The sequence below is a fragment of the Pseudomonas sp. ICBG1301 genome (assembly GCF_016918385.1).
GTDB lineage: Bacteria > Pseudomonadota > Gammaproteobacteria > Pseudomonadales > Pseudomonadaceae > Aquipseudomonas > Aquipseudomonas palleroniana.
Genome location: NZ_JAEKGB010000004.1, coordinates 345065 through 370904 on the forward strand (window position 1 = coordinate 345065; position 25840 = coordinate 370904).

General features: G+C 60.9%; 27 protein-coding genes. 16 read left to right on the top strand and 11 right to left on the bottom strand.

Features of this window, described 5'->3' with window-relative positions; all coding sequences use genetic code 11:
- Nucleotide 1: 1 nt before the first annotated feature.
- From JBE38_RS11635 to lptM, 4 genes are read right to left on the bottom strand one after another with little or no spacing between them, the layout of a single operon-like run.
- Nucleotides 2-718 (bottom strand): DUF484 family protein, encoded by a 717-nt coding sequence (locus JBE38_RS11635; protein ID WP_060753618.1) that lies wholly within the window; start codon nucleotides 716-718, stop codon nucleotides 2-4.
- A gap of 13 nt (nucleotides 719-731) precedes the next feature.
- Nucleotides 732-1562: a diaminopimelate epimerase gene (gene dapF, locus JBE38_RS11640; protein ID WP_090368005.1), complete on the bottom strand. Its 831-nt coding sequence runs from the start codon at nucleotides 1560-1562 to the stop codon at nucleotides 732-734.
- Nucleotides 1563-1565: 3 nt separating this feature from the next.
- Nucleotides 1566-2813, bottom strand: coding sequence for a diaminopimelate decarboxylase (gene lysA, locus JBE38_RS11645; RefSeq protein WP_205344341.1), 1248 nt, complete (start codon nucleotides 2811-2813; stop codon nucleotides 1566-1568).
- Nucleotides 2814-2822: 9 nt separating this feature from the next.
- Entirely contained in the window at nucleotides 2823-2993 is a 171-nt protein-coding gene (gene lptM, locus JBE38_RS11650) for an LPS translocon maturation chaperone LptM (protein WP_078739734.1), read from the bottom strand.
- A gap of 238 nt (nucleotides 2994-3231) precedes the next feature.
- Between lptM and cyaY the strand changes: the two genes are divergently transcribed.
- The 3 genes from cyaY (at nucleotide 3232) to rnk (ending at nucleotide 4329) form a co-directional block, all read left to right on the top strand.
- A complete protein-coding gene (gene cyaY / locus JBE38_RS11655; protein ID WP_060753615.1) occupies nucleotides 3232-3564 on the top strand; it encodes an iron donor protein CyaY in 333 nt (110 codons plus the stop codon).
- Nucleotides 3565-3566: 2 nt separating this feature from the next.
- Nucleotides 3567-3785 carry a DUF1289 domain-containing protein gene (locus JBE38_RS11660; RefSeq protein ID WP_081086974.1) on the top strand — a complete coding sequence of 73 codons (219 nt, stop codon included), beginning with the start codon at nucleotides 3567-3569 and terminating at the stop codon, nucleotides 3783-3785.
- A 130-nt stretch (nucleotides 3786-3915) separates the two neighbouring features.
- Nucleotides 3916-4329: a nucleoside diphosphate kinase regulator gene (gene rnk, locus JBE38_RS11665; protein WP_060753614.1), complete on the top strand. Its 414-nt coding sequence runs from the start codon at nucleotides 3916-3918 to the stop codon at nucleotides 4327-4329.
- Here the strand turns inward: rnk and JBE38_RS11670 are convergent.
- The 3 genes from JBE38_RS11670 to JBE38_RS11680 all read right to left on the bottom strand — a co-directional run bounded on the left by JBE38_RS11670 (nucleotide 4326) and on the right by JBE38_RS11680 (nucleotide 8025).
- A complete protein-coding gene (locus JBE38_RS11670; protein WP_205344342.1) occupies nucleotides 4326-7166 on the bottom strand; it encodes a class I adenylate cyclase in 2841 nt (946 codons plus the stop codon). The two genes, rnk and JBE38_RS11670, sit on opposite strands and share 4 nt — an antisense overlap.
- Nucleotides 7167-7336: 170 nt before the next feature.
- Entirely contained in the window at nucleotides 7337-7588 is a 252-nt protein-coding gene (locus JBE38_RS11675) for a TIGR02647 family protein (RefSeq protein ID WP_060753612.1), read from the bottom strand.
- A gap of 152 nt (nucleotides 7589-7740) precedes the next feature.
- Nucleotides 7741-8025, bottom strand: coding sequence for a hypothetical protein (locus JBE38_RS11680; protein WP_060753611.1), 285 nt, complete (start codon nucleotides 8023-8025; stop codon nucleotides 7741-7743).
- Between the two features lie 126 nt (nucleotides 8026-8151).
- On the opposite strand from JBE38_RS11680, the gene JBE38_RS11685 reads away from it, so the two are divergent.
- Nucleotides 8152-8811 carry a glutathione S-transferase family protein gene (locus JBE38_RS11685; protein ID WP_205344343.1) on the top strand — a complete coding sequence of 220 codons (660 nt, stop codon included), beginning with the start codon at nucleotides 8152-8154 and terminating at the stop codon, nucleotides 8809-8811.
- Nucleotides 8812-8869: 58 nt separating this feature from the next.
- Here JBE38_RS11685 and argH read toward each other — a convergent pair whose 3' ends face one another.
- On the bottom strand, nucleotides 8870-10264 hold the full coding sequence (argH, locus tag JBE38_RS11690; RefSeq protein WP_034110688.1) for an argininosuccinate lyase: 1395 nt from the start codon (nucleotides 10262-10264) through the stop codon (nucleotides 8870-8872).
- Nucleotides 10265-10767: 503 nt separating this feature from the next.
- On the opposite strand from argH, the gene JBE38_RS11695 reads away from it, so the two are divergent.
- From JBE38_RS11695 to rsd, 7 genes are all read left to right on the top strand, one after another.
- The gene (locus JBE38_RS11695) at nucleotides 10768-11514 is read left to right on the top strand and encodes a LytR/AlgR family response regulator transcription factor (protein ID WP_060753609.1); all 747 of its coding nucleotides are present in this window, start codon (nucleotides 10768-10770) and stop codon (nucleotides 11512-11514) included.
- Between the two features lie 138 nt (nucleotides 11515-11652).
- The gene (gene hemC, locus JBE38_RS11700) at nucleotides 11653-12594 is read left to right on the top strand and encodes a hydroxymethylbilane synthase (RefSeq protein WP_205344344.1); all 942 of its coding nucleotides are present in this window, start codon (nucleotides 11653-11655) and stop codon (nucleotides 12592-12594) included.
- Complete coding sequence (locus tag JBE38_RS11705; protein ID WP_205344345.1) at nucleotides 12591-13349, top strand: uroporphyrinogen-III synthase; 759 nt, start codon at nucleotides 12591-12593, stop codon at nucleotides 13347-13349. Before hemC ends, JBE38_RS11705 begins: the two co-directional genes overlap by 4 nt.
- 18 nt (nucleotides 13350-13367) lie before the next feature.
- Nucleotides 13368-14480 carry a uroporphyrinogen-III C-methyltransferase gene (locus tag JBE38_RS11710; RefSeq protein WP_090368016.1) on the top strand — a complete coding sequence of 371 codons (1113 nt, stop codon included), beginning with the start codon at nucleotides 13368-13370 and terminating at the stop codon, nucleotides 14478-14480.
- Between the two features lie 5 nt (nucleotides 14481-14485).
- Nucleotides 14486-15727: a heme biosynthesis protein HemY gene (locus tag JBE38_RS11715; RefSeq protein ID WP_090368018.1), complete on the top strand. Its 1242-nt coding sequence runs from the start codon at nucleotides 14486-14488 to the stop codon at nucleotides 15725-15727.
- 235 nt (nucleotides 15728-15962) lie between these two features.
- Nucleotides 15963-16484, top strand: a complete 522-nt coding sequence (locus tag JBE38_RS11720) for a disulfide bond formation protein B (protein WP_060753604.1) — start codon at nucleotides 15963-15965, stop codon at nucleotides 16482-16484.
- 208 nt (nucleotides 16485-16692) lie between these two features.
- Nucleotides 16693-17151: a sigma D regulator gene (gene rsd / locus JBE38_RS11725; protein WP_205344346.1), complete on the top strand. Its 459-nt coding sequence runs from the start codon at nucleotides 16693-16695 to the stop codon at nucleotides 17149-17151.
- 53 nt (nucleotides 17152-17204) lie between these two features.
- Here the strand turns inward: rsd and JBE38_RS11730 are convergent, their stop codons facing one another.
- Nucleotides 17205-17882 (bottom strand): FKBP-type peptidyl-prolyl cis-trans isomerase, encoded by a 678-nt coding sequence (locus JBE38_RS11730; RefSeq protein ID WP_126870977.1) that lies wholly within the window; start codon nucleotides 17880-17882, stop codon nucleotides 17205-17207.
- A gap of 192 nt (nucleotides 17883-18074) precedes the next feature.
- On the opposite strand from JBE38_RS11730, the gene JBE38_RS11735 reads away from it, so the two are divergent.
- Complete coding sequence (locus tag JBE38_RS11735) at nucleotides 18075-19193, top strand: AlgP family protein (protein WP_205344347.1); 1119 nt, start codon at nucleotides 18075-18077, stop codon at nucleotides 19191-19193.
- Here JBE38_RS11735 and JBE38_RS11740 read toward each other — a convergent pair.
- A complete protein-coding gene (locus JBE38_RS11740) occupies nucleotides 19190-19654 on the bottom strand; it encodes a TIGR02444 family protein (RefSeq protein WP_205344348.1) in 465 nt (154 codons plus the stop codon). The genes JBE38_RS11735 and JBE38_RS11740 overlap by 4 nt on opposite strands.
- Before the next feature lie 50 nt (nucleotides 19655-19704).
- On the opposite strand from JBE38_RS11740, the gene JBE38_RS11745 reads away from it, so the two are divergent.
- The 4 genes from JBE38_RS11745 (at nucleotide 19705) to JBE38_RS11760 (ending at nucleotide 24925) form a co-directional block, all read left to right on the top strand.
- The gene (locus tag JBE38_RS11745; RefSeq protein ID WP_104994997.1) at nucleotides 19705-21615 is read left to right on the top strand and encodes an ATP-binding cassette domain-containing protein; all 1911 of its coding nucleotides are present in this window, start codon (nucleotides 19705-19707) and stop codon (nucleotides 21613-21615) included.
- Nucleotides 21615-22169, top strand: a complete 555-nt coding sequence (locus JBE38_RS11750) for a mechanosensitive ion channel family protein (protein WP_090368030.1) — start codon at nucleotides 21615-21617, stop codon at nucleotides 22167-22169. Before JBE38_RS11745 ends, JBE38_RS11750 begins: the two co-directional genes overlap by 1 nt.
- A gap of 70 nt (nucleotides 22170-22239) precedes the next feature.
- The gene (locus JBE38_RS11755; RefSeq protein WP_060753597.1) at nucleotides 22240-22872 is read left to right on the top strand and encodes a LysE family transporter; all 633 of its coding nucleotides are present in this window, start codon (nucleotides 22240-22242) and stop codon (nucleotides 22870-22872) included.
- Between the two features lie 154 nt (nucleotides 22873-23026).
- A complete protein-coding gene (locus JBE38_RS11760) occupies nucleotides 23027-24925 on the top strand; it encodes an FTR1 family protein (protein ID WP_104994995.1) in 1899 nt (632 codons plus the stop codon).
- Nucleotides 24926-25049: 124 nt separating this feature from the next.
- Here the strand turns inward: JBE38_RS11760 and elbB are convergent, their stop codons facing one another.
- Nucleotides 25050-25724, bottom strand: coding sequence for an isoprenoid biosynthesis glyoxalase ElbB (elbB, locus tag JBE38_RS11765; RefSeq protein WP_060753595.1), 675 nt, complete (start codon nucleotides 25722-25724; stop codon nucleotides 25050-25052).
- Nucleotides 25725-25840: the final 116 nt, after the last annotated feature.

Consider the following 25840-nt stretch of genomic DNA (forward strand, 5'->3'; position numbering starts at 1 on the left):
GCTAGCGCACCGCGCGCAAGGTGCTGGTGAAGCGCGGTAATACGCGGCCAAGCACTTCGGCAATGTAGGTCAGGAACAACGTGCCCACCGAGCTCTTGTAGTGCGCAGGATCCCGACTGGCGATGGCCAATACGCCATGCAGGCCCTGGTGGCTGAGGGCGACCACGGCGGTGGAGCCGATCTGCTTGCGTTGTTCGGCACCAAACAGGAAGTCCAGTTCGTGTTCGCGCAAGGTGCCGCTGATGGTCTTGCCTTCGGACAGCAGGCCACCGATAGCGGTCTGTGCCTCGCCACCGCTGACCCAGCGACCCACCGGCATCGGGTTGTCGCTGAACAGGATCAGGCTGACAAACGGCACCTGGAAGTCCTGGCGCAGGCTGTCTTCCACGGCGATCACCGTTTCTTCCAGGCTGTTGGCGTCCATCAGGGTCAGGATCAGGCGGCGTGTCTTGTCGAACAGGCGGTCATTGTCGCGGGCCACGTCCATCAGATGGGAGAGCCGATGGCGCATTTCGATATTGCGCTCGCGCAGGATGTTCATCTGGCGCTCAACCAGCGAAACGGTGTCGCCGCGCCGGTGAGGAATGCGCAGGGCCGGCAGCAGTTCTTCGTGATCGACGAAAAAGTCCGGATGAGCCTCAAGGTACGCCGCGACGGCAGCGGCCTCCAGACTGTCGGTTGGGGATGCTTGTGCGGGTACTTGAGGCTTATCGGTCATTGGTTTGGCTCACTCATAGACGGACCTGTCCTTCGTATACGCGCGAGGCCGGCCCGGTCATCATCACCGGGTGGCCAGGGCCTGCCCATTCGATGGACAAGCGTCCGCCGGGCAGGTCGATCAGCAACGGCGAATCCATCCACCCCTGGCTGATCGCGGCCACGGCAGCGGCGCAAGCACCGGTACCGCAAGCCTGGGTTTCGCCGGCGCCGCGTTCCCATACACGCAATTGCGCGCGGGAACGGTCGATCACCTGCAGGAAGCCCACATTGACCCGTGCCGGAAAGCGCGGGTGATGTTCGATTTTCGGCCCCAATTCATGCACAGGAGCGTTGTTGATGTCATTGACCCGCAGCACGGCATGCGGGTTGCCCATGGAGACGGCAGCGATGTCGACGTTCTTGCCGTCAACCTCCAGCGCGTAGCTTGCGGCCTGCTCGGTAGCCTGGAACGGAATGTCTGCCGGCACCAGGCGGGGCTCGCCCATGTTGACGCTGATCTGGCCGTCGTTGCGGACATCCAGTTCAATCACGCCACCCTTGGTCTCGACGCGAATCTGGCGTTTGGCGGTCAGGCGCTTGTCCAGCACGAAGCGCGCAAAGCAACGTGCACCGTTGCCGCACTGTTCCACTTCGGAACCGTCGGAGTTGAAGATCCGATAACGGAAATCCACCTCCGGGTTGCTTGGCGCCTCGACGATCAGCAACTGGTCGAAGCCAATGCCGGTGTGACGGTCGCCCCACTGTTTGGCGTGTTTGGGCTGGATGTGCGCGTGCTGGCTGACCAGGTCGAGGACCATGAAGTCATTGCCCAGCCCGTGCATCTTGGTAAAACGCAGCAGCATGGCTTACTCCGGCAGCAGGCTTTCGCCAGCATACAACTCGGCTACCGTCTCGCGGCGACGCACTTCGAACGCTTGATCACCGTCCACCAGCACCTCGGCGGTACGGCCGCGGGTGTTGTAGTTGGAACTCATGACAAACCCATAGGCACCTGCCGAATGTACGGCCAGCAGGTCGCCTTCTTCCAGGGCCAACTGACGATCCTTGGCCAGGAAGTCGCCGGTCTCGCAGATCGGGCCGACGATGTCGTAGGCGCGTGCAACACCTTCGCGCGGTGTTACAGCGGTGACGTTCATCCAGGCCTGGTACAGCGCCGGGCGGATCAGGTCGTTCATCGCCGCGTCGACGATGGCGAAATCCTTGTGCTCGGTGTGCTTGAGGTACTCGACCTGGGTCAGCAGCACGCCGGCATTGGCAACGATGTAGCGGCCCGGCTCGAACATCAGCGTCAGGCCGCGGCCCTCGATGCGCTGGAGTGCTGCCTTGATGTAGTCGGCCACCAGCGGCGGTTCTTCGTCGCGATAACGCACGCCCACACCACCACCGAGGTCGATGTGGTGCAGGTAGATACCGCATTCGCCGAGGCGGTCGACCAGTGCCAGCAGGCGGTCGAGGGCGTCCAGGAACGGTGGCAGCGTGGTCAGTTGCGAGCCGATGTGGCAGTCAACGCCCAGCACTTCCAGGTTGGGCAGTTGAGCGGCGCGGATGTACACGTCTTCGGCGTCGGCAATGGCGATGCCGAACTTGTTCTCTTTGAGACCGGTGGAAATGTACGGGTGGGTGCCGGCATCGACGTCCGGGTTGACGCGCAGGGAGATCGGCGCACGAACGCCCATCTCGGCGGCGACCACTTGCAGGCGCTCAAGCTCGTCGGTGGATTCGATGTTGAAGCAATGCACGCCGACTTCCAGCGCACGGCGCATGTCTTCGCGGGTTTTGCCGACGCCGGAAAACACAATCTTGTCCGCTTTGCCACCGGCTGCCAGCACGCGTTCCAGCTCGCCACGGGAGACGATGTCGAAACCGGCGCCCAGGCGCGCCAGGACATTCAGTACACCCAGGTTGGAGTTGGCCTTGACCGCGTAGCACACCAGGCTTGGTGTGCCTTCCAGCGCGTCGGCAAAGCTGCGGTATTGGGCTTCGATATGCGCACGGGAGTACACATAGGTCGGGGTGCCAAAGCGCTCGGCAATCGCGGACAACGCCACGCCTTCCGCGAACAGCTCGCCGTCCCGGTAGTTAAAAGCGTCCATGGAGTTCCCTTATTCGTAGGTGTCGTGCTTATGCGCTTTGGATGGCTTTTGCGACGATTGTGCCTGGTCGTTCGGGTCTTTGCTGTCATCCGGCAGGTACAGCGGGCCTTTTTGACCACAGGCACTAACGAGGCAAGCGACCGCGACGAGCGCAGCAAGGGAAGAGATCAGGCGCTTCATGGCGAAATCCTTGAATATGCATTAATTGCGCCCGAGTATACCGACCACCCGCCAGCTTGCCTATGCGCTGAAATACCCGTCCGGCGGGGGTTTGCCGAGACGGCCGGGAAGCGTACTACGCTGCTTGAGGATATTTCACGCCGCCAATCGTGTTGAAATCGGTATCCTTTGCAATTGGCGAAGCTCGCCCGTATGGTGCGGCGCTTGAGCAGAACCAGACACTTTTGAGGTTGCCACAATGAGTTTGACCGAAGCCCGTTTTCACGACTTGGTGGATTCGACCCAGCAGGCGCTGGAAGATATTTTCGACGACAGCGGCCTGGACGTGGATCTGGAAAATTCGGCTGGCGTGCTGACGGTCAAGTTCGAGAGCGGCCAGCAGCTGATCTTCAGTCGTCAGGAGCCGCTGCGTCAGCTCTGGCTGGCGGCGCGTTCTGGTGGTGTACATTTCGACTACGACGAAGAAAGCGGCAAATGGCAGTGCGACAAGAGTGAAGAGCTGCTGAGCGAGATGCTCACGCGCCTGGTCAACGACTACACCGGCGTCGAGCTGGACTTCGACGAGATCTGACGGTGACCCAGCCCGCACCTGCACGCCCGCCAAAGCCACTGTTCAGTAATGTCAGCCCGGCGGTGCCGTCACCTTGTATCAGTTTGTGTCGACTGGATGAGCAGAAAGTCTGCCTTGGCTGCTTTCGTCACGTGGAAGACATCCGTGAATGGCGCTCCGCCGACGATTCCCGGCGCCGGGTGATTTGTGCCGAAGCCGAGCAGCGCAGGGCGCGCGTCTGAGGCCGTCTTGTTTATTTGTGACGCTGTGGTAGTGTCCAGATACACCTCAACTCATCGAGGTCCGCGAGAACCCCGCCTTTTTTGGCGGGGTTTTGCTTTTTTGTGCAGAAAAAAGGAGTCTGCCTGAATCATGACCACCGCACCGTCCATCATCCTCACCCGTCTTGACGTGCAGCGCCTGGAGCAATTGATCGACCGCTTGGGCGACGAGTCTCCCGGCGTCGAAGCGTTGCAAGCCGAACTCGACCGCGCCGAAGACGTGGTTGGTCACGATGAAGTGCCTGCGGGTGTCGTGACCATGAACTCCAGCGTGCATTGTCGCGAGCAAGGCAGCGGCAAGGACTACCACCTGACCCTGGTCTACCCGAAACACGCGAACGCCGATGAAGGCAAAATCTCGATCCTGGCACCGGTGGGCAGTGCGTTGCTCGGCCTGCAGATAGGCCAGCACATCGACTGGCCGGCACCGGGCGGCAAGACCCTCAAGCTGGAGTTGCTCAGCGTTGAAGGCCAGCCCAAGGATGGCGGCGCCTTTCCTCTCTAAACCTGGTTCAGCGCCTTGTTGAGCGAGAGTTCGAGCTCGGCCTTGTAGCGCAGATACAGGTTGCTCGGGCTTTGCACATCACCGAGCAGGCCCGAGAGGTCCAGGTCGGTGATGTAGCAGCGGTAGCGCTCGGCTTCGCGGCGTTGCCCGACGATCTCCTGGGCGACCACGGCAAACAGTTGGTCGCCAAATTCCAGTTCGGAAAACTCGCGCTGATTGCAGTACAGCGTGATGCCCACTCGGCCGTGAGCGGCTTTGCCGATAATCGCCTGCACCTCATAAAACGCTTTGTCGGCCGGGGTCGAAGGTGCCGGCCGAGGCTCGATGCCGCGTGCACGGGTACTGCCGGACGGCAATAGCTGGTAATACAGGGTTCGCACTTCGCCCAGCGGTTGTTGTGTGTCCAGGGACGACAGGGCCTCGCGGCGATAGATGATCGATTGAAGGAACCGTTGCAACGGTGCCAACAGGCTCTGTTCGTCATGAAAGGGCAGGCGTTGCTGCCAGAGTGCATTGAACTCATCCAGTACGTACAACTCGGCATGGCCTTCATTGACCCGGTAGAACACCTGTACGCAATCGGCCAGGCCCATGGGCAGCAGCAACGCCAAGTCGTGGTCTTCCAGGGCCATGGCGTCCAGGTGCAGCGGGCTGTAGCTGGCGAGTTCTTCGCTGAGGTAGGCGATCAGTGCGTCCTGGGTTGGCAGCGACACATGGTTGGCCTGGCCCGGCACCAGTTCCATCACGTGATAATGCTGCTGCACCTGGAGCAGGTAACGGTGATTGCCTTGGCCGATCAGCAGGTTTTGTGCGGTATCGAAGATTTCTTCGACGCGCTGGGCAATGAACTGCGCACGGTTGTGGCAGAAGCAGCGTACCCGCAACCTGGGCAAGTGATTCGGCGGCAGTTGGTTGAGGTAGTCACGCAAGCATTCGAGCAGCGCGTGGGGGCCGTCGTAACGGCTGACCATCACCTCGTTCCAGCTATTGAGCGTGACCTGATCCAGGGTCAGCACGAGGTTGTCGCGTACACCGGCATAGCTGAGCGAGTCGGTGCGCTCGGTGGTCATCAGGATGTTCAGGTCGCGGTGATGTTTGAGCGGGTCAACGCCGACATTGATCAGCAATAACACTTCTTCCGGAACCGCCGAACGCAGCAGGCGTTCTTCATCGACGCTGACCAAGGGCAGGGCGATGGTCTGCTGCAGGCTGCCCAGCAGGTTGAACAGCTCGAACTCCGTCATGTCACTGGTGCCCGGGTGCAGCGCCAGGCGGGTGCTGCTGTCGATCACACCGTTGCGATGGCACCAGGTGAGCATTTCCAGCAGGTCGCGGCTGCGCTTGATCGGCGCGAAGTGCTCCCATTCCAGAGCCGTAAGGTTACCGTTATACAGGCCCCAGTAGTGCCGGCCGGGCTCTTTACGATTGGGCGATTGCACCAGGGTCAGGGTGTCTTCGGCCAGGTCCGGGGCGATGCCGGGGTTGATGAACTCGACCTTGCCGGCCTTGCGTTCAAAAGCAGCATATAAGCGTCGACCCAGCACATTGAGGTCACGCCGGTTGATCGGGCTGACGGTCTTCTCGGTGCGGGCGAACTGGGTCAGGAAGCGGTAGCTGTAATTGAGCTCATTGACCAACGCCCGGCGTTCCAGCGCGACCTGGCGCACTTTCCACTGGCTGCGGCTGTCCAGCAGGGTCAGCTGGCGCGGGTCCCAGCCCCACTCGTGGGCCAGCCGTTCCAGCAGCAGGCGTTGCCAACTGGTGGTGCGCTGGCCGGCGCTGAGTTTGCGGTTGACCTTCAAGTACAACGCGCGCCGCACCAGCTCAAGGCGCTCCGGCTCGTTGCGGGCCTTGAGGTATTCCTCGATCCGCCGATAGACCACGATGTACGGGTCCAACTCATCCAGGTCCAACTGGTTGGCGAACACCGCGCGTTTGAAGCGCAGGCTCAGGCACTGCACGTTCGGGTGTTCGCTGGCGTAGACCTCGGTCAGCAGCAACTTGAGCACCGACTTGTAGGGCGACTCGATGCCCTTGAACAGTTGCCAGAGGCCGGCGCCAATGAACTCGCCTGGAGGAATGTACGCCAGGTGGCCCAAATCGAGGGTTTCGTTGGCGCGGATAAAGCGCTTGGAAATCAGCGCATGGGTGAACTCGGCATAGCGGGTTTCTTCATACACCGGCACCAGCCACCAGATCGGCGTGCGTCCGGCCAGCCAGATGGCGGTGCGGTAGAACTCATCCAGCAGCAGGTAATGCTGGGTGGTCCCGCAGTCGTCGGAGCTGAGCTGCGTATCACGCTCACCCAGGACAAAGCGCGTCGGTTCGATCAGGAAGAAGTGCGCCTCGGTGCCCATGGTCAGGGCCCAGGCTTCCAGTAGCTGGCACTTTTTACGTAGCTCGGCCAGTTCGTTGTCGTTGAGGTCCGGGGCGTGGCACACCCACACGTCCATATCGCTTTGATCCGCCTGGGCCAGGGTGCCGAGGCTGCCCATCAGGAAGAGGCCGTGGATCGGCCTGGGATGATTGACCGGGCGTGGCTTGTAGGAGAACGAGCGAGTCAGGCGTTGGGCTTCATTGAGGGCTTGGGCGTCGGGTTCGAAGTTGGACAGGCCGGCCGGGGTGCTGCCGGACACGTAGCCAGGCAACAGCGGGTGATTGACGTGGAAAAACAGCGGCAACATCGCCAAGACGCTCTGCTGGCGTGGTGTCAGCCCTTCGACGGCGCGGGCCATGCGGCCCTCGTTCAGGGTCATGAAGCGTGCGCGCAACTGGGCCAGCACCTTGCGGTCGATGCCTTCATCCAGGTCGGGGCGGATTTCGTGGGTGCGGGTCATTTCGCAGGCGTTGGCTCGAAGAGCCCGACATGGGCGGCCGTGTAGGAGTTTACAGTCAGAAGGGTAGGAGGTTTAGAGGGGAAAAGGCTTTTTGGCGCCAGAATTTTCACTATTACACAGCAATGCCCTCGGAATCCGCAGCCAGCGGACTCCGTGGGCGGTATCAGGTCTCAGGCGGCTTCTTTTTTCGTGGTGCTCAGAATTGTCAGCAGGCCTTGGGCGTGCTCGGCTGCATCCCGACCGAGGCTTGTCAGGTAGCCGCCGTCGGGTTGGGTGATCAGCTCTTTTTCAAACAGGCGCCTGGCAGCGGCGATGGCAGTGGGGGCAGCGGTCTGGTGGACTTTAAGACCTTCCTGGGAGCTGTCCAGGTTGAAGAGTGCAAGGATTTCCAGTTCGGCAACCAACTCAGGGGTATACGACATAAGGACTCCAGACTTTCTAGAATTTATTAGAGGCTAGCAGGACATAAGGTGAACGCACTTTGCCGGGCTGTCCAGTCACAAACTCCTGGGTCTTGATATGGCGCAAGTTTGTGGCGAGGAAGCGGGCTTCCCAGCCACCAACATCCCTGGATTCAGGCGTTTTCCGGAGGCAGGTCGGGCAATGCACGCAGCGCGGTTTCGTACCATTGGGTATCGAATGCGCGGTCTTCTTCGAGCATCTTGTCGATTTCGACAGCCAATACATGGGCCATGAGATTCAGAATGTCTTCGCGCTCGTAACCCACCAGCGTCAGCTTGTTGAAGGTGGCCTTGGCGGCAGGCGGGTTGTCGCTCTCGATCTGGTTTTCAATCGCCTGGGTCAGCGTGCTCTCGGTGAACTCTTCTTCGTCGTTGTCGATATCGGTCGGCTCGCTCATGGCAGGCTCCTCAAGGAAAGGACGCCAGTCTACGCCCATTCAGGCAAGTGATGCTGCTGGCAAGGTCGGGTTCGGGAGGCTATAACGCTTGCAGCCAACCCCACACATGGCATGGAGGCACGCGCAATGCTCAAGCTTTACGGTTTTTCGGTCAGTAACTACTACAACATGGTCAAACTGGCGCTGATGGAGAAAGGACTGCCGTTTGAGGAAGTGCTGTTTTTCCCAAGCCAGACTCCAGAGGCACTGGCGGTAAGCCCGCGTGGCAAAGTACCGGTGCTGGGCGTGAAGCAGGGTTTCATCAATGAGACCAGCGTAATCCTTGAATATATCGAGCAAACCCAGGAAGGCCCTGCCCTGTTGCCGGGCGATCCGTTTCAACGCGCCCAGGTGTTGGCGCTGTGCCGGGAAATTGAACTGTATATCGAGTTACCGGCCCGCGCGTGCTTTGCCGAGGCATTTTTCGGTATGCCGGTACCGGACGCAATCAAGGAGAAATCCAAGGCTGATTTGCTGTTGGGGATCGCATCGTTGGGGCGTCACGGTAAGTTTGCACCGTATGTGGCGGGTGAGAGTTTTACGATTGCCGACCTCTATTTCATGTACAGCGTGAACCTTGCCTGCGCGGTGGGCGAAAAGCTGTTCGGGCTGGATTTTCTGGAAGGTCTGGCGCAGGCCAAGGCGCTGCTGGAGCGACTGCACGCCATGCCTAATGCCCAGAAGGTGGCGGCGGACAGGGAAGCGGCGATGCCGGCATTTTTGGCGATGATCGCTGCCAAGAAATAGTCAGCATTGGTGCTGTTCAAAATGTGGGAGGGAGCAAGCCCCCTCCCACAAGCATGCATCAGCGGCTGGCGAGCAGGGCCTGGCCGCGCGCGACGGCTGCCTTGACCTGCGCCGGCGCAGTGCCGCCCACGTGGTTGCGGGCGTTGACCGAGCCTTCCAGGGTCAGCACGGCAAACACGTCCTGCTCGATCTGGTCGCTGAACTGGCGCAGCTCTTCCAGGCTCATTTCCGCCAGGTCCTTGCCGGTATCCACGCCGTATTTGACGGCATGCCCGACGATTTCATGGCAGTCACGGAACGGCAGGCCACGGCGCACCAGGTAGTCCGCCAGGTCGGTCGCGGTGGAGAACCCACGCAGGGCCGCTTCACGCATGATTGCGTGCTTGGGCTTGATCGCCGGGATCATGTCGGCAAAGGCGCGCAGCGAGTCGCGCAGGGTATCGGCGGCGTCGAACAGCGGCTCCTTGTCTTCCTGGTTGTCCTTGTTGTAGGCCAGCGGCTGGCCTTTCATCAGGGTCAGCAGGCCCATCAGTGCGCCGAATACGCGACCGCTTTTGCCGCGCACCAGCTCGGGCACATCGGGGTTTTTCTTTTGCGGCATGATCGAGCTGCCGGTGCAGAAGCGGTCTGGCAGGTCGATGAATTGGAATTGCGCGCTGGTCCACAGCACCAGCTCTTCGGAAAAGCGCGACAGGTGCATCATCGCGATGCTGGCTGCGGCGCAGAATTCGATGGCGAAATCACGGTCCGACACGCCGTCCAGGGAGTTGCCGCCAACGGCGTCAAAACCCAGCAGTTGTGCGGTGTACTCACGATCGATCGGGTAAGTGGTTCCGGCCAGCGCGGCGCTGCCCAGGGGCATGCGGTTGGCACGTTTGCGGCAATCCACCAGGCGCTCGTAGTCGCGGCTGAGCATTTCGAACCAGGCCAGCAGGTGGTGGCCGAAGGTTACAGGCTGTGCAGTCTGCAGATGGGTGAAGCCGGGCATGATGGTGTCCGATTCGCGCTCGGCCTGCTCCAGCAAACCTTTTTGCAGGCGGGTGATCTCGGACAGGATCAGGTCGATTTCGTCGCGCAGCCACAGGCGGATATCGGTGGCCACCTGGTCGTTACGGCTGCGACCGGTATGCAGCTTCTTGCCGGTCACACCGATGCGATCGGTGAGGCGCGCTTCGATATTCATGTGCACGTCTTCCAGGTCGACGCGCCAGTCGAACGTACCGGCTTCGATCTCACCGCGAATGGTGGTCAGGCCGTCGATGATGCTGTCGCGCTCGGCGTCGGTCAGCACCCCGACCTTGGCCAGCATCGTGGCGTGGGCGATCGAGCCCATGATGTCGTGGCGGTACAGGCGCTGGTCGAAGGTGACGGAGGCGGTGAAGCGGGCGACGAAGGCGTCGACGGGTTCACTGAAGCGGCCGCCCCAGGACTGGTTGGTCTTGTCGGTGCTCATGGATTCGCTCGTGATCTGCTTAAAAGAGGCATGGAGGTGTACCGGCGATAATAACAGGGTTGCCTGGGGAGGCGGTGCTGCGGGTGGTCGGCATTTTTATTTGTACAAAGGGTGGCTAAGTGCCTTGCCGCCGAACGCGTCCGGGAAGAGACTGGAGCCAGATGTTTATTGAAACGATATTTGACGATTGAGCAATGTGGTCTCAGTGAGCGTCTACAGTTGCACTGATAGAGCGTGAATGCACCAAAGTCGGGTGATGCGGTCGAAGCCCTGACTATCCATTAGAAAAGGGGGGTATTCGGATTGTGTATCAGTAAACCCTACGACGATGCCCTGAGGCAGGCGGTCTTGGGCGCAATTGAACAGGTCCGGGTAAATATGGGTGCCACTCTTGGGGCACTTTTTGCCGCTCGCGCTAGTCTTAGCGTGGATCGCTGTGACGCAAGTCACCGCACCTGTCTACGCTATCCTTGTGCGAGACTCACGCAGGAATCCAGCGCAATATGAATGTCCTGATCGTTGATGACGAACCCCAAGCCCGCGAGCGACTGAGCCGTTTGGTCAGTGAACTCGAGGGTTATACAGTCCTTGAACCGAGCGCCACCAACGGCGAGGAGGCGTTGACGCTGATCGACAGCCTCAAGCCGGATGTGGTGTTGCTCGATATCCGCATGCCAGGCCTGGATGGCCTGCAAGTCGCGGCTCGCTTGAGCGAGCGAGAGTCGCCACCCGCAGTGGTGTTGTGCGCCGCTCACGAAGAGTTCGCCGCACCCACGCTTGAGGCCAGTGGCGTCAGCTTCCTGGTCAAGCCGGTGACTGGCGAAGCCTTGCTCAAGGCCCTGAAAAAGGCCGAGCGCCCAAACCGCGTCCAACTCGGTGCCCTGACGCTGCCCGCCGCCCAAAGTGGCAACGGGCCGCGCAGCCATATCAGTGCGCGCACCCGCAAGGGTATCGAGCTGATCCCCTTGGACCAGGTGGTCTACTTTATTGCCGACCACAAATACGTGACCCTGCGGCACGAGGCGGGCGAGGTGTTGCTTGATGAGCCCCTCAAGGCCCTCGAGGATGAGTTCGGCGACCGCTTTGTGCGTATCCATCGCAACGCGTTGGTGGCCCGTGAGCGAATAGAGCGCCTGCAGCGCACCCCCCTTGGGCACTTTCAGCTGTTTTTGAAAGGGCTTAACGGTGATGCCCTGATCGTCAGTCGACGCCATGTCGCGGGTGTGCGCAAGATGATGCAGCAGCTTTAGCCCAAAGGCTGCGGCGAGGTTTTCAGCCCCGATCCCGGTGCGATGCGGCCAGGGAGGCCCCGCACTTGCTGATTCAAATCAAAGCGTGTCTGCCTGAGCTGTTATTATCTGCCGTATCTATTCAGTACGGATTGATCCATGTCCTCTCGCGAAATCCGCATCGCCACCCGTAAAAGCGCCTTGGCCTTGTGGCAGGCCGAATACGTCAAAGCACGCCTTGAACAGGCCCATCCGGGTCTCAAGGTGACCCTGGTGCCCATGGTCAGTCGCGGCGACAAACTGCTGGATTCGCCCCTGTCGAAGATCGGCGGCAAGGGTTTGTTCGTCAAGGAACTGGAAACCGCACTGCTGGAAAACGAAGCCGATATCGCCGTGCACTCGATGAAAGACGTGCCCATGGACTTCCCCGAAGGCCTGGGCCTGTATTGCATCTGCGAACGCGAAGACCCGCGTGATGCGTTTGTTTCCAATACCTACAAGTCTCTGGACGAACTGCCCTTGGGCAGTATCGTCGGCACCTCCAGCCTGCGTCGCCAGGCGCAGTTGCTCACCCGTCGCCCGGACCTGCAAATTCGCTTCCTGCGTGGCAATGTCAATACCCGCCTGGCCAAGCTGGACGCCGGAGAGTACGACGCGATCATTCTCGCGTCCGCCGGTTTGATCCGCCTGGGCTTCGAAGACCGCATCACTTCGCCGATCAGCGTCGAAGACAGCTTGCCCGCAGGCGGACAGGGCGCCGTGGGCATCGAATGCCGTACCGCCGACAGTGAAATTCACGCCCTACTCAAGCCCCTTGATCATCCGGATACTGAAGTCCGTGTCACCGCCGAGCGCGCCCTGAACAAGCACCTTAACGGGGGGTGCCAGGTGCCGATTGCCTGTTATGCCGTGCTTGAAGGTGAAAACCTTTGGCTGCGTGGCTTGGTAGGCGACCCGGACGGCGGCACGTTGCTCACCGCTCAAGTGCGTGGGCCACAGCGTGACTCCACAGCCTTGGGCATCCAGGTGGCTGAGGAACTGTTGGCCAAGGGTGCCGGCGCCATTCTGCAAAAGGTCTACGGTGAGGCGGGTCCGCAGTGACCCAGTGGCGTGTGCTGCTGACGCGGCCAGCCGAAGAGTCGATGGCGCTGGCGGCGTCATTGTCCGAGGCCGGCATTTTCAGCAGCAGCCTGCCCTTGCTGGATATCGAAGCTTTGCCGGTCACGGCTGAGCAACAAGCTGTGTTTAGTGGCCTGGGCCGCTATTGTGCGGTGATTGTGGTGAGCAAGCCTGCCGCACGCCTGGCCTTGCAGCAGTTGGATCGAGTCTGGCCGCAACTGCCCTGGTTCAGTGTCGGCGCGGCCACCGCACAGGTACTGGCCGATCACGGCCTCAACGTTCAATATCCGCAAACCGGCGACGACAGCGAGGCCTTGCTTGCATTGCCGACCCTGCGCGAGGCTATCGCAGGTCCAGGCGCCCGTGTATTGATCCTGCGGGGTGAGGGCGGCCGAGAGCTGCTGGCTGAGCGTTTGCGCGAACAAGGTGCTAGTGTCGACTATCTGGAGTTGTATCGCCGTTTCTTGCCGGCTTATGACGCTGGGGTGCTGATGCAACGCATCCAGTTGGAACGCTTGAACGGCGTGGTGGTCAGCAGTGGGCAGGGTTTGCTGCACCTGCAAGCCCTGGCCGGGCCGGACTGGCCACAGGTGGCACGGCTGCCATTGTTCGTGCCCAGCCCGCGAGTCTATGAGATGGCGCGGGCTGCGGGCGCAGAAAAAGTTGTGGATTGTCGCGGTGCGAGTGCCGCGGCTTTGTTAGTGGCGTTACGGAGCTATCCCGTTCCCACTCTCTGATACGCAAAGGACGGATACGTGAGCGAAACAGCCTTGCCTAAAGATGAAGCTCAGCCCGCGCTCGATGCGCCGGTTGCACCGGTCACCGAACCACGCCGTGGCAATGGCCTGGCGATCCTCGCCCTGCTGCTGGGCGCCGCGGGTGTTGCCGCCGGCGGCTGGGGAATCTGGCAGGTGCGCAGCCTGCAGGCCAGTAACCAGCAGCAGTTGAGCCAAGTGCAAAGCCTCGACGACCAATCCCAATCCTTCAAGCAGAGCCAGCAACAGCTGACGGCGCGGCTGGCGCAGTTGCCCAGTGCTGACGAGCTGGAGGAGCGCCGCCGCTTGGTGGCCCAGTTGCAGGGCGACCAGCAACGTTTGAGCCAGCGTCTGGAAACGGTGCTGGGCGCCAGCCGCAAGGATTGGCGTCTGGCCGAGGCCGAGCACCTGATCCGTCTGGCCAGTTTGCGTTTGTCCGCCCTGCAAGACATCAACAGCGCTCAGTCGCTGGTCCAGGGCGCCGACGAAATTATTCGCGAACAGAGCGATCCCGGCTCCTTCGCCGCCCGCGAGCAGTTGGCCAAGAGCCTTGCCGCGCTGCGTAGCACCGAGCAGCCGGACCGCACCGGGCTGTACCTGCAATTGGCCGCGCTGCGTGACCAGATTGTGCAACTGGCGGCTGTCGCACCTGAATACCAGCTCACCGAGCCTGCCTCCCAAGGGCGTCCGACCACCGATACAGACAACCGCTTGAGCGAATGGTGGGAGCAGATTTCCCGCTACTTCCGCATCGACTTCAACCCCGACGATAATATTCGCCCACTGCTCGCCGGCCAGGGCTTGAACCAGGTACGCCTGGCCCTGAGCCTGGCTCTGGAGCAAGCCCAATGGGCGGCGCTCAACGGTGAGGCGGCGGTGTACAGCCGCTCTCTGGCTGAGGCGCGCAGCGTGCTGCAGGACAACTTCAACCAGGACAACCCGCAGAGCAAAGCGATGCTGGCGCGTATCGCTGAACTGGAGCCCAAGGCAGTTTCGGTGGTGACGCCGGACCTGGCGGCAAGTCTCGCGGCGGTGCAGGCGTATCTTGAGCGTCGTCACCTGTCTGCCGATGAAGCCAAAGCATCGGCGGGCACGCCGGCGACCCAGGAGTAGAGCCGATGAAACGTTTCTATGTGGTCCTGGTGCTGGCGATTGCAATCGCTCTGGCATTGGCAGTGGGCATTTCGAAACACACCGGCTACGTGCTGATTACCTATCCCCATGTGCTGCATTACGAGTCGAGCTTGTGGGCCACGTTGGTGGCGGTGTGTGCCATTGGCCTGGCGATCTACCTGGCCCGCGTTTTATTGAGCCTGATCACCACCTCCGGGGGGGTGGTCAACCCATGGTCGCGGCGCAATCGCAGTCGTCGGGTACAGATTGCGATCGAGCAGGGCCAGATGGACCTTGCCGAGGGCCGCTGGGCCAGCGCCGAGCGCCATCTGCATCGCGCCGCCGAGGCGGAGCGCCAACCCTTGCTGTATTACCTTGGCGCAGCACGTGCGGCCAATGAGCAGGGGCGTTACGAAGAGTCCGACGGTTTGTTGGAACGCGCTTTGGAGCGCCAGCCCCAGGCGGAACTGGCCATTGCCTTGAGCCATGCGCAATTGCAGATGGACCGTGGCGATACCGACGGCGCCCTGGTCACTCTGCAGGCCATGCACGAGCGCCACCCGCATAACGCTCAGGTATTGCGCCAGTTGCAGCGCCTGCATCAGCAGCGAGGTGATTGGGCGTCGGTCATTCGCTTGTTACCGGAGCTGCGCAAGGACAAGGTGCTTCCTGCCAGCGAGCTGGCTGAATTGGAGCGTCGCGCCTGGGGTGAAAACCTGGGCGTGGCGGCCCAGCGTGAGGAGCATGGCGAAGCCGGCTTGCAGTCGCTTGAACGGGCCTGGGAGCAACTGACTTCCGCCCAGCGCCAGGAGCCGCAACTGGTGTTGGCTTACGCCGACCAACTGCGTCGACTGGGCGCTGATGCCAAGGCCGAAGAAGTGCTGCGAGGTGCGATCAAGCGCGGCTACGACAGTCATCTCATGCGGCTTTATGGGTTGTTGCGTGGCAGCGACCCGGCCCGTCAGCTCAAGTTTGCCGAAAGCTGGCTCAAGGATCATTCGGGTGACGCCAGCCTGCTTCTGACGTTGGGTCGCCTATGCCTGCAAAATAGTTTGTGGGGCAAAGCGCGGGATTACCTGGAGAGCAGCCTGCAGGTACAGCGCAACCCAGAGGCTTGCGCCGAGCTGGCCCGCCTGCTGGCCCAATTGGGTGATACCGAGCGCAGCAACCAGCTGTTCCAGGAGGGCCTGGGGTTGCTCGACAACCGTCTGTTGGCCGCTCCATTACCCGTGCCCGCGCGGGTTTGAGGTCGAAAAGGGGGAAGGGTTGGTGCGGAGCTATCTGACAGCCAGCCCTGAACTTTGCACAAACCTTTGTTGTAAATGTCCTGCTCTTCAATTCCTACGTGCAATTGCGGAGTTTCCTCCCGATTCTGGCGGGATGTCTCTACGGTTTCGCGGAATTGTCTGCTCTAGCGCGTATTGAAAGGGGTCGGGCCTTTCCTCTACCGTAGCGACCTATCTTTCGTGGTACGGATAAACAATGTCTTTGGCCCCCTTACGCTCTATGTTTTTCCTGGCGTTCATGGTTGGTGGGCTGACGTTGGGTGCGTCTTTCTACCTGGAATACGGCGCGCTGTTACAGCCTTGCTTCCTGTGCCAGGTACAGCGGCTGTTTCTCGCTGCCTATGCGCTGATCAACCTGATCGCGGCCCTTCATAATCCAGCGCGGCCGGGCCTCTACCTGTACGGGCTGGCGAGCATGGCGTGCGCATGCTTCGGCGCCATCACCGCAGTGCGTCAGGTATTACTGCAGAACGCGGCATCGGACCAGATTCAAGATTGTTGGCCGAGCCTCCAGTACATGATTGAAAACCTTTCCTTTTGGCAGGCGGTACGGTCGGTCTTCAACGGCACCGTCGACTGCGTCGAGATCAACTGGACGCTGTTCGACCTGAGCCTGCCCGAATGGAGTCTGTTGTTCTTTTTAGCGATGCTTATTTTGGGAATCATGCAGTTTTCGCGGCTGTTGTTCAGCCAACGTTTGCGCATTGCACTGCCATGAATATGAGGTTCAAGTTGTAGGATGGGATTAAACACTTGTATGAACTTTCTCTCCTGCGTACCTTGAAGCCATAGTCATGCGGGCATAATCTGGCCCGCACGCGTTATCAAATCTGTTTATCGGACGCGGCCTTGTCCGGCTGCTGCTTTATCCTTGAGTGTTGCGCGGGCACAAGGCAGCAGCGCCCCTATAGGGAAGAGAGATCATCATGCTGGAAAGTTGTCAGAATGCTCAGGAACGCTGGGGTGGGGTGCACAAGCTGATCGATAGCTGGCTGAAGGCACGTCACGAACTGGTTCGGGCCTTTGATGCTCTCGGTGCCAAGCCCGAAGCTCTGGCTGAGAACCGCGAACCGTTGCAGGACTTCTGTGGTGTGTTGGTGGACTATGTGTCTGCCGGCCATTTTGGTGTCTACGAGCAACTGACCGAGGAGGCGCAAGCCTTTGACGATCAGCGTGGGCTGAAACTGGCCGAGACAATCTACCCGCGGATCGATGCCATCACTGAGAAACTGCTGGCGTTCACTGACCTGTGCGATGCAGGACAATGTGTTGCGGAAAAATTCAAAGAACTGGGCGCGCTGTTGCATGAGCGTTTCGAGCTGGAAGACTGCTTGATCGAAGTGTTGCACAACGCTCACAAGGAAGAACCTGTTACTCAGGCTTGACCCTTGATAACCGTACAAAAAACGGTGCGCATGACGCACCGTTTTTTATTGGGTCAGTGGCGCGTACCGAGCAGTTCGATCTCGAATACCAACGGTGTATACGGCGGTATCAACTCGCCCGCGCCGTCTGCGCCATAGGCCTGTGCAGATGGAATGACCAGACGCCATTTCGCGCCTACCGACATCTGTTGTAACGCTGAACGCCAGCCGCTGATCACGCTGTCCAGGCGGAACCACTGCGGTTGCGTGCTCTGATCGAAAACCGTCCCGTCGGGCAACCGCCCTACATATTTCACCTGCACCTCATCAGTCGCTGACGGCTTGTTGCCCGTGCCTGGCATCAACTCGGTGAGCAGGATGCCATCCGCCAATTCGCGCACGCCCTTGACTGATTTTTCCTGGGCCAGGAATTGCTGTTCGGCGGCGAGGGCTTTTTCGCTCTGCGGAGCTTGGGCGTCGGATTCGCTCTGTGCCTCATGCTGGGCGAGGATCTGTTCGATACGCGTGTTATCCAGCGCCAGCGGCTTGCCTTGATAAGCCTGCTTGAGGCCGTCGACGAGCGCCTGGATCTGCAGGTCCGGGACTTCCTGGCGCAGTCGTTCGCCGAGGCTCGCACCCAGGCTGTATGCGAGGTCGTGCGGGTCGGGCGCGGTGGTTTTGGAGGCGGATTGCTCGTTCGCGTTGGCCACGCAAATCCCCAAGCCAAGCACTAGAAAAAGGTAACGCGACATGGGCATTCTCCCGGCGAAAGTGCGACGGATTATGCCAGTGTGAGTCGGTAAAAAGTGCCGTGGTTTTTCGTTATATCGATAAGAATTTTCTCACGTTGCAACGCGAGGCAAATGATACTGTCAACATGCCCTAGCGGCGGTAAGAGCAGAGGGCTAGTATGAGCCGCACCCACGTCAGCCAGGAGGTAAACCATGTCGGCCAAACAGAAGCCTGTAAATACCCCGTTGCACTTGCTCCAACAACTTTCGGGCAGCCTGCTCGAACATCTTGAAAGCGCGTGTTCCCAAGCCTTGGCCGATGCAGAAAAGCTGCTCGCCAAACTGGAAAAACAACGCGGTAAAGCGCAAGAAAAACTGCACAAATCCCGCACCAAACTGCAAGACGCCGCTACTGCCGGCAAGGCCAAGGCTCAAGCCAAAGCTAAAGAGGCTGTCAAAGAACTTGAGGACTTGCTCGACGCCCTCAAGGATCGCCAAGCTGAAACCCGTACCTACATTTCCCAACTCAAAAAAGATGCTCAGGAAAGCCTGAAGTTGGCACAGGGCGTGGGGCGTGTGAAGGAAGCCGTCGCTAAAGTACTGGGCTCTCGTACCCCTGCAAAAGCGGTAGCCAAGCCAGTTGCTAAAACCGCTGCTGCGAAACCAGCCGCCAAGCCAGTTGCCAAAACCGCTGCTGCAAAACCAGCCGCCAAGCCAGTTGCCAAAACTGCTGCTGCAAAACCAGCCGCCAAGCCAGTTGCCAAAACTGCTGCTGCAAAACCAGCCGCCAAGCCAGCTGCCAAAACTGCTGCTGCAAAACCAGCCGCCAAGCCTGCTGCTAAAACCGCTGCTGCGAAACCAGCCGCCAAGCCAGCTGCTAAAACCACTGCTGCGAAACCAGCCGCCAAGCCAGCTGCTAAAACCGCTGCTGCAAAACCAGCCGCCAAGCCAGCTGCCAAAACTGCTGCTGCAAAACCAGCCGCCAAGCCAGCTGCCAAAACCGCTGCTGCAAAACCAGCCGCCAAGCCAGCTGCTAAAACCGCTGCTGCGAAACCAGCCGCCAAGCCAGCTGCTAAAACCACCGCTGCAAAACCAGCCGCCAAGCCAGCTGCCAAAACCGCTGCTGCAAAACCAGCCGCCAAGCCAGCTGCCAAACCTGCTGTTGCAAAACCAGCGGCCAAGCCAGTAGCCAAACCTGCTGCCGCTAAACCAGCCCCGGCCAAGCCAGCAGCACCTGCCGCTGCTCCGGTAGCGTCTACCGCACCATCTGCTCCGGCCAGCAGCACCCCTGCACCGGCAGCACCCAGCACCACTCCAACCAGCGCTTCCTAAGTGTTGGTGATCACGGCGCGCAGGCGCTGCGCGTCGTGGTCAAGGTTGGCGGCAGCCTCAGCCGCCAGTCTTTCCAGCCACGGCTGGTGATTTGCCTGCGCCTCTGTCGGCCACTCTTGTGACACAGCTTCCAGTCGCGCCAGCAACTCGTGTTCCGCCTCCAGCTCCAGGGCTTTGACCCGCTCGCGTAACGACGCCAACGACTCATCCTGCTGCGATAACGCACGCCATTGCACACGCACCTGCCGCAACGGCTCAACCACCTGCGTCTGCCAAGGTTCGGCGATCAGTTTCAGGGCCTGAATTCGTTCGGTGCGCACTGCCACGCCGCGCTGTTCCAGCCATGCTCCGCAGAGCAACAGGCACACATTCGCTCCCCGCTCCTGCAGGCGCAGGCAAGCGGCCTCGACGCCCGGGCGGGCGTAAGTCGAGAGGGCAAAGCTCCACAGGTCAGCACACATATTCACACCCAAGCCAGCGGCCAACGAAGCTGGTAGACTCCGCCGCCATTATGATCCGACTTCAAAGCCTAACATTACAGCGTGGCCCGCAACGTCTTCTCGAAGACGCCGAGCTGACCCTGCACGCCGGTCACAAAGCCGGCCTGATCGGCGCCAACGGCGCCGGAAAATCCACGTTGTTCGCCTTGTTGCTGGGTGAGCTGACCCCGGATTCCGGGGACTGCCTGCTGCCGGCCGACTGGCGCATCGCCCATATGCGCCAGGAGATCGACACGCTGGACCGCATCGCGATCGACTACGTGCTCGATGGCGACCTGCGTCTGCGCCAGGTGCAAAACGACCTGGCCGAGGCCGAGAAAGCCCAGGACGGCGCCGCCCAGGCCCGCCTGCACTCGGAACTCGACAGCGCCGACGGCTACACCGCCGACGCCCGCGCCCGCAAGATGCTCGCCGGCCTCGGTTTTACCAACGAACAGATGGACCGTCCGGTCGCCGACTTCTCCGGTGGCTGGCGCATGCGCCTGAACCTGGCCCAGGCGCTGATGTGCCCCTCGGATCTGTTGCTGCTCGATGAGCCGACCAACCACTTGGACCTCGATGCGATTCTGTGGCTGGAAGACTTCCTCAAGAGCTATCAGGGCACCTTGTTGCTGATTTCCCACGATCGGGATTTCCTCGACGCCGTGGTCGATAACATCGCCCATGTCGAGCAGAAGAAAATCACCCTCTATCGTGGCGGCTACACCGCGTTCGAGCGTGCGCGTGCCGAGCGTCTGGCCCAGCAGCAACAGGCCTACGAGAAGCAGCAGGCGCAGCGTGCGCACATGGAAAGCTATATCGCAAGGTTCAAGGCCCAGGCCACCAAGGCTCGTCAGGCCCAGAGCCGAATCAAAGCCCTGGAGCGCATGGAAGAGCTGTCGGCGGCCCACGTCGATTCGCCGTTCGATTTTGTGTTCCGCGAGTCGGCCAAGATCTCGAGCCCGCTGCTGGACCTCTCGGATGCCCGCCTGGGTTATGGCGACAAAACCATTCTGGAGAAGGTCAAGCTGCAGCTCACGCCCGGTGCGCGCATTGGTTTGCTCGGCCCCAACGGTGCGGGCAAGTCGACGCTGATCAAGAACCTGTCCGGGGAGCTGTCGCCTTTGGCGGGTCGTTTGACCCGTGGCGAGAACACCGTGGTGGGTTACTTCGCCCAGCATCAACTGGATTCGCTCGACGCCAAGGCCAGCCCTTTGCTGCACCTGCAACGCCTGGCGCCAACCGAGCGCGAGCAGACCTTGCGCGACTTCCTGGGTGGTTTCGACTTCCGCGGTGCGCGCATCGACGAGCCGGTGCTGAACTTCTCCGGCGGCGAAAAAGCCCGCCTGGCCCTGGCGTTGATTGCCTGGGATCGGCCCAACCTGTTGCTGCTCGACGAACCCACCAACCACCTGGACCTCGAAATGCGCCTGGCACTGACCATGGCCCTGCAGGAGTTCAGCGGCGCGGTATTGGTGGTGTCTCACGACCGCCACTTGCTCAAGAGCACGACCGACAACTTCCTGCTGGTGGCTGACGGCAAGGTTGAAGAGTTCGACGGCGACCTGGATGACTACGCACGCTGGCTGACGGACTACCGCCTGCGCAACGCACCGGTCAGCAACACGCCGGTCAACCCGGACAAGACTGATAAGAAGGCCCAGCGCCAGGCTGCCGCCGCGCTGCGCCAACAGTTGGCGCCGCACAAGCGTGAAGCCGACAAGCTGGAAGCTGAACTGGGCAAGGTGCACGAGCGTCTGGCCAAGATCGAGGCCAGCCTGGGCGACAGCGCCGTGTACGAAGCCGCACGCAAGGACGAACTGCGCGACCTGCTGGCCGAACAGGCCAAGCTCAAGGTGCGTGAAGGGCAGTTGGAGGAAGCCTGGATGGAGGCTCTCGAACTGCTGGAAACCTTGCAAGCGGAGTTGGAGGCGCTGTCCTGATGGAGGCGCTGCAATTGCCGTTACCGGCGCAGTGGGTCGAGCCGGTGTGGATTGGCGTGCAAATCCTGCTGATCCTGTTGGCCGGCTACCTTGCGCAACGCTTTGTAGCCAAAGGGCTCACCCGCCTGGGTGAGCGCTACCCATTCCCTCCGCAACTGCTGATGCCCCTGCGCGGTGGTTTGCGCTGGCTGATCATGGGCAGTGCGCTGATCTTCGTGTTGGAGCGCCTGGGTGTCTCCGCCACGGTGCTCTGGACGGCGCTGTCGGGTTTTGTCGCGGTCGCTGCCGTGGCGTTTTTTGCCATGTGGTCGGTGCTGTCCAACCTGTTGTGCGCGATTTTGATTTTTACCGTCGGGCCCTTCCGTCTGGGTGACATCGTCGAACTGATAGACACCCTCGACAAGCCAGGCGTGAAGGGGCGTGTCGTGGCGATCAACCTGCTCTACACCACGCTGGTCGAGTTGGAGGAAGCCGGTACTCACTGCGCAACGGTGCAGGTGCCCAACAGCTTGTTCTTCCAGCGCTCGGTGCGACGCTGGAACACACCTGCATAAAAATTGATAGCCAGGCTTCGGTGGTCGGAGTTAGCTTAGCGCTTACGACGAATTTGCAACGAGGTGGATAATGGCTCTCGATACATGGCTGGCCTTTTTCCTGGCCAGTTGGATCATCTCCCTTTCGCCTGGCGCAGGTGCCATCGCCTCGATGTCCAGTGGCCTGCAATATGGCTTTTTGCGCGGCTACTGGAACGCCCTGGGCCTGCAGATTGGCCTGGCAATGCAGATCGCCGTGGTCGCGGGTGGCCTCGGCGCGATTCTGGCGGCGTCTTCCACGGCGTTCTACGCCATCAAATGGTTTGGTGTGGCGTACCTGGTGTACCTGGCGATCAAGCAATGGCGCGCCTTGCCCATGGACATGACCGATGATGCGGCGGGGCGCCCGATCGGCAAGCCGGTGGCGATGATGTTCCGTGGGTTCCTGGTCAACGCCAGCAACCCCAAGGCGCTGGTGTTCATGCTGGCGGTGCTGCCACAGTTCGTGAACCCGCAGGCGCCGTTGCTGATCCAGTACCTGATCCTGGGCGCGACGATGATCAGTGTCGACATGATCGTGATGGCGGGCTACACGGGGTTGGCCTCGAAAGTCCTGCGCCTGTTGCGTACGCCGAAGCAGCAAAAACGCATGAATCGTACGTTTGCCGGGTTATTCGTGGGGGCGGCGGGTTTCCTGGCCAGCCTGCATCGCGCAACCGCGTAACTGACGAAATTCATTAGAAAGGTGAGAGGGAGCAATTCCCTCCCATCTGGCTTCAAAAAGCCCTAGCCTGCACACACCAATTCACTTACGCCTTGAGTCAAACCCTCTAAAGCACAACAATGTGTTACTTCGTGTTTAGCTTTGAGATTCATTCATGATTGCCCCCTTTCGTTTTCTCGCCTGCCTGCTGTTGCCGGCACTGATGTCGTGCAGCTTCAATCTGCTGGCTGCGACAGCCGAGGGCGCCCCACAAGCCCTGCATTTGCTGGACTATATTGGCGCTGACTACCCGCCGACGGTGGAGGCCGGCAAGGTGGTTGACGAGTCAGAATACCAGGAACAGGTGGAGTTCCTGGGGGTACTGCAAGGTTTGGTCGCGCAGTTGCCGGAACGGCCTGAGCGCGCAGAGCTGGTCAAAGGCGTCGATGAATTGCTGGCGGCGGTTACCGCGCATGAAGACGGTGTGGCTGTTGCCCATCAAGCCCGTCAATTAGGGGCCAAACTGGCGGTGGCTTATGAAGTCAGCCAGGCACCGGCCATCACTCCCGACCCGACTCGCGGCGCACCGCTCTATGCCCAGCATTGCTCGGTGTGCCACGGCACTGCCGGCGCCGGTGACGGCCCGGCCAGCACCGGCATGGCCCCGCCACCCGCCAATCTGCGCGATGCCACGCGCCTGGACCGCCTGAGCCTCTACGCGATCTACAACACCCTCGGCCTGGGCGTTGAGGGCACTGACATGCCGTCCTTTGCCGACCAATTGGACGACCGTCAACGCTGGGACCTGGCCACCTACATCGCGGGTTTCACCGCCGACCCGGCTGCCGCCAAAAGCGAGCAAGCGTTCAACCTTGCCGACCTCGCTCGCCAGACCCCCAATGAAGTGCTGGCAGCAGACGGCCCGACGGTCGCCGCCACCTTCCGTGCCCAGCGCGCGCAACCGCCGCAGGTCAAGCGTGGCCCTGCGCAGTTGCTCGACTACACCGCCGCCACCCTGGACAAGAGCCTCATCGCGTTCCGCAACGGTGACCACGAGCAGGCGTATGACCTGTCGGTAGCGGCTTACCTGGAAGGCTTCGAGCTGGTGGAAAGCTCCCTGGATAACGTCGACGCCAACGTACGCAAGGACACCGAGAAGGCGTTGATGGCCTATCGACAGTCTCTGCAGGATGGTTTGCCGATCGAGCAGGTGCAGCAGCGCCTGGATGTGGCCAAGGGCAAACTTACCGAGTCTGCCGGCCTGTTGGGCGGTGATGGCCTGAGCTGGTCTCTGAGTTACATCTCGGGCTTGCTGATCCTGCTGCGCGAAGGTCTGGAGGCGATCCTGGTACTGGCGGCGATCCTCGCCTTCCTGCGTAACACCGGCCAGCAATCGGCAGTGCGCAGTGTCAACGTAGGTTGGGGCCTGGCGCTGTTGGCCGGGCTGGGCACTTGGGCATTGGCGGCGTATGTGATTGACGTGAGCGGCGCCCAGCGCGAATTGCTTGAGGGCTGCACCGCATTGTTCGCCAGTGTGATGGTGTTGTGGCTGGGCGTGTGGATGCATGACCGCCGCCACGCGGCAGCCTGGCAGGATTACATCAAGAGCAGCCTGGTGGGCGGCGGTGGGCGGTTTGGGTTTGCCGTGCTGGCGTTCTTCTCGGTCTATCGCGAGCTGTTCGAAGTGATCCTGTTCTACGAAACCCTGTGGCTGCAAGCCGGCCCGGCCGGGCACAACGCTGTATTGGCCGGTGGCGCCACGGCGCTGGTGCTGCTGGTGGGCCTGGCCTGGGTGATCTTGCGCGGCTCGGCGAAACTACCATTGGCGCTGTTTTTCGGCATCAACGCGGCGCTGTTGTGCGCACTGTCGGTGGTATTCGCCGGGCACGGTGTGAAGGCTTTGCAGGAAGCCGGCATCTTCGGCACCCGGCCGGTGGCGTTTTTTGACTTCGACTGGCTGGGCATTCATGCCGATGCGTATTCGCTGAGTGCACAGGCGGTGGCGATTCTGGCGATTATGGTGCTGTATGGCCGTAGTCGCCTGGCCGAAAAGCGCCGAGCCGTCACCTTGTAGTGAGCGGGCTTGCCCCGCGCTGGGGGGCGAAGCCGCCCCAAACCCAGCCACCGCGTTTTAGCTGAGTCACCGCGATGGCTGGATTAGGGCGGCTATGCCGCCCAGCGCGGGGCAAGCCCGCTCACTACAAGGGGTGTTCGTTCTCGTGGGTCAGTTCCAACACTCGATCCACGAGCTTGTTGATGCCTGAAGCGACCTCGCTGATGCGTTTGCCAAGCATATAGGCCGGCGTGCTCACCAGCTTGCGGGCCTTGTCCTCAACGATATCTTCCACCGCGCATTCCTGGTGGGTGGCGCCCATCTTGTCCAGGGCCGCTGCGGTGTCGGGACAGTTGCCGATGGTGCAGGTTACGCCAGGGCCGTAGATTTTTGCGGCCAGGGCAGGGGCGATGCAGATCAGCCCCACGGGTTTGCCGGCCTCTGCAAAAGCTTCCGCCAATGCCAGCAGTTGTGGGTTGACGCTGCAACCGGCTCCTTCCACCGCAAAGTTCGACAGGTTTTTTGCCGCGCCAAATCCGCCGGGCACGATCAGCGCGTCAAAGTCGTCGACGCTCGCTTCGCGAATGTCCTTCACTTCACCACGGGCGATGCGCGCCGACTCCACCAGCACATTGCGCGACTCGGGCATTTCCGCGCCGGTGAGGTGGTTGATCACATGCAATTGCGCGACATCCGGGGCAAAGCATTGAACCTGGGCGCCACGCTGATCGAGGCGCAGCAGGGTGATCACGCTTTCGTGGATCTCTGCGCCGTCGTATACGCCACAGCCCGAAAGGATCACTGCAATCTTTTTGCTCATGAGTACTTCTCCCTATTTCGTGGCGTTAAATGTCTACTAATTTGTCACCTGTTGCCAATGGGATCTCCTGCCGCTACACCTAACCTTGATGTAACAAAAATACATCGGACTAGCCC

Excerpts from the sequence above, each read along its gene's own strand:
- JBE38_RS11635 (WP_060753618.1), bottom strand. The coding sequence starts at position 718 with ATGACCGATAAGCCTCAAGTACCCGCACAAGCATCCCCAACCGACAGT.
- dapF (WP_090368005.1), bottom strand. The coding sequence starts at position 1,562 with ATGCTGCTGCGTTTTACCAAGATGCACGGGCTGGGCAATGACTTCATG.
- lysA (WP_205344341.1), bottom strand. The coding sequence starts at position 2,813 with ATGGACGCTTTTAACTACCGGGACGGCGAGCTGTTCGCGGAAGGCGTG.
- lptM (WP_078739734.1), bottom strand. The coding sequence starts at position 2,993 with ATGAAGCGCCTGATCTCTTCCCTTGCTGCGCTCGTCGCGGTCGCTTGC.
- cyaY (WP_060753615.1), top strand. The coding sequence starts at position 3,232 with ATGAGTTTGACCGAAGCCCGTTTTCACGACTTGGTGGATTCGACCCAG.
- rnk (WP_060753614.1), top strand. The coding sequence starts at position 3,916 with ATGACCACCGCACCGTCCATCATCCTCACCCGTCTTGACGTGCAGCGC.
- JBE38_RS11670 (WP_205344342.1), bottom strand. The coding sequence starts at position 7,166 with ATGACCCGCACCCACGAAATCCGCCCCGACCTGGATGAAGGCATCGAC.
- JBE38_RS11675 (WP_060753612.1), bottom strand. The coding sequence starts at position 7,588 with ATGTCGTATACCCCTGAGTTGGTTGCCGAACTGGAAATCCTTGCACTC.
- JBE38_RS11680 (WP_060753611.1), bottom strand. The coding sequence starts at position 8,025 with ATGAGCGAGCCGACCGATATCGACAACGACGAAGAAGAGTTCACCGAG.
- JBE38_RS11685 (WP_205344343.1), top strand. The coding sequence starts at position 8,152 with ATGCTCAAGCTTTACGGTTTTTCGGTCAGTAACTACTACAACATGGTC.
- argH (WP_034110688.1), bottom strand. The coding sequence starts at position 10,264 with ATGAGCACCGACAAGACCAACCAGTCCTGGGGCGGCCGCTTCAGTGAA.
- JBE38_RS11695 (WP_060753609.1), top strand. The coding sequence starts at position 10,768 with ATGAATGTCCTGATCGTTGATGACGAACCCCAAGCCCGCGAGCGACTG.
- hemC (WP_205344344.1), top strand. The coding sequence starts at position 11,653 with ATGTCCTCTCGCGAAATCCGCATCGCCACCCGTAAAAGCGCCTTGGCC.
- JBE38_RS11715 (WP_090368018.1), top strand. The coding sequence starts at position 14,486 with ATGAAACGTTTCTATGTGGTCCTGGTGCTGGCGATTGCAATCGCTCTG.
- JBE38_RS11720 (WP_060753604.1), top strand. The coding sequence starts at position 15,963 with ATGTCTTTGGCCCCCTTACGCTCTATGTTTTTCCTGGCGTTCATGGTT.
- rsd (WP_205344346.1), top strand. The coding sequence starts at position 16,693 with ATGCTGGAAAGTTGTCAGAATGCTCAGGAACGCTGGGGTGGGGTGCAC.
- JBE38_RS11730 (WP_126870977.1), bottom strand. The coding sequence starts at position 17,882 with ATGTCGCGTTACCTTTTTCTAGTGCTTGGCTTGGGGATTTGCGTGGCC.
- JBE38_RS11735 (WP_205344347.1), top strand. The coding sequence starts at position 18,075 with ATGTCGGCCAAACAGAAGCCTGTAAATACCCCGTTGCACTTGCTCCAA.
- JBE38_RS11740 (WP_205344348.1), bottom strand. The coding sequence starts at position 19,654 with ATGTGTGCTGACCTGTGGAGCTTTGCCCTCTCGACTTACGCCCGCCCG.
- JBE38_RS11745 (WP_104994997.1), top strand. The coding sequence starts at position 19,705 with ATGATCCGACTTCAAAGCCTAACATTACAGCGTGGCCCGCAACGTCTT.
- JBE38_RS11750 (WP_090368030.1), top strand. The coding sequence starts at position 21,615 with ATGGAGGCGCTGCAATTGCCGTTACCGGCGCAGTGGGTCGAGCCGGTG.
- JBE38_RS11755 (WP_060753597.1), top strand. The coding sequence starts at position 22,240 with ATGGCTCTCGATACATGGCTGGCCTTTTTCCTGGCCAGTTGGATCATC.
- JBE38_RS11760 (WP_104994995.1), top strand. The coding sequence starts at position 23,027 with ATGATTGCCCCCTTTCGTTTTCTCGCCTGCCTGCTGTTGCCGGCACTG.
- elbB (WP_060753595.1), bottom strand. The coding sequence starts at position 25,724 with ATGAGCAAAAAGATTGCAGTGATCCTTTCGGGCTGTGGCGTATACGAC.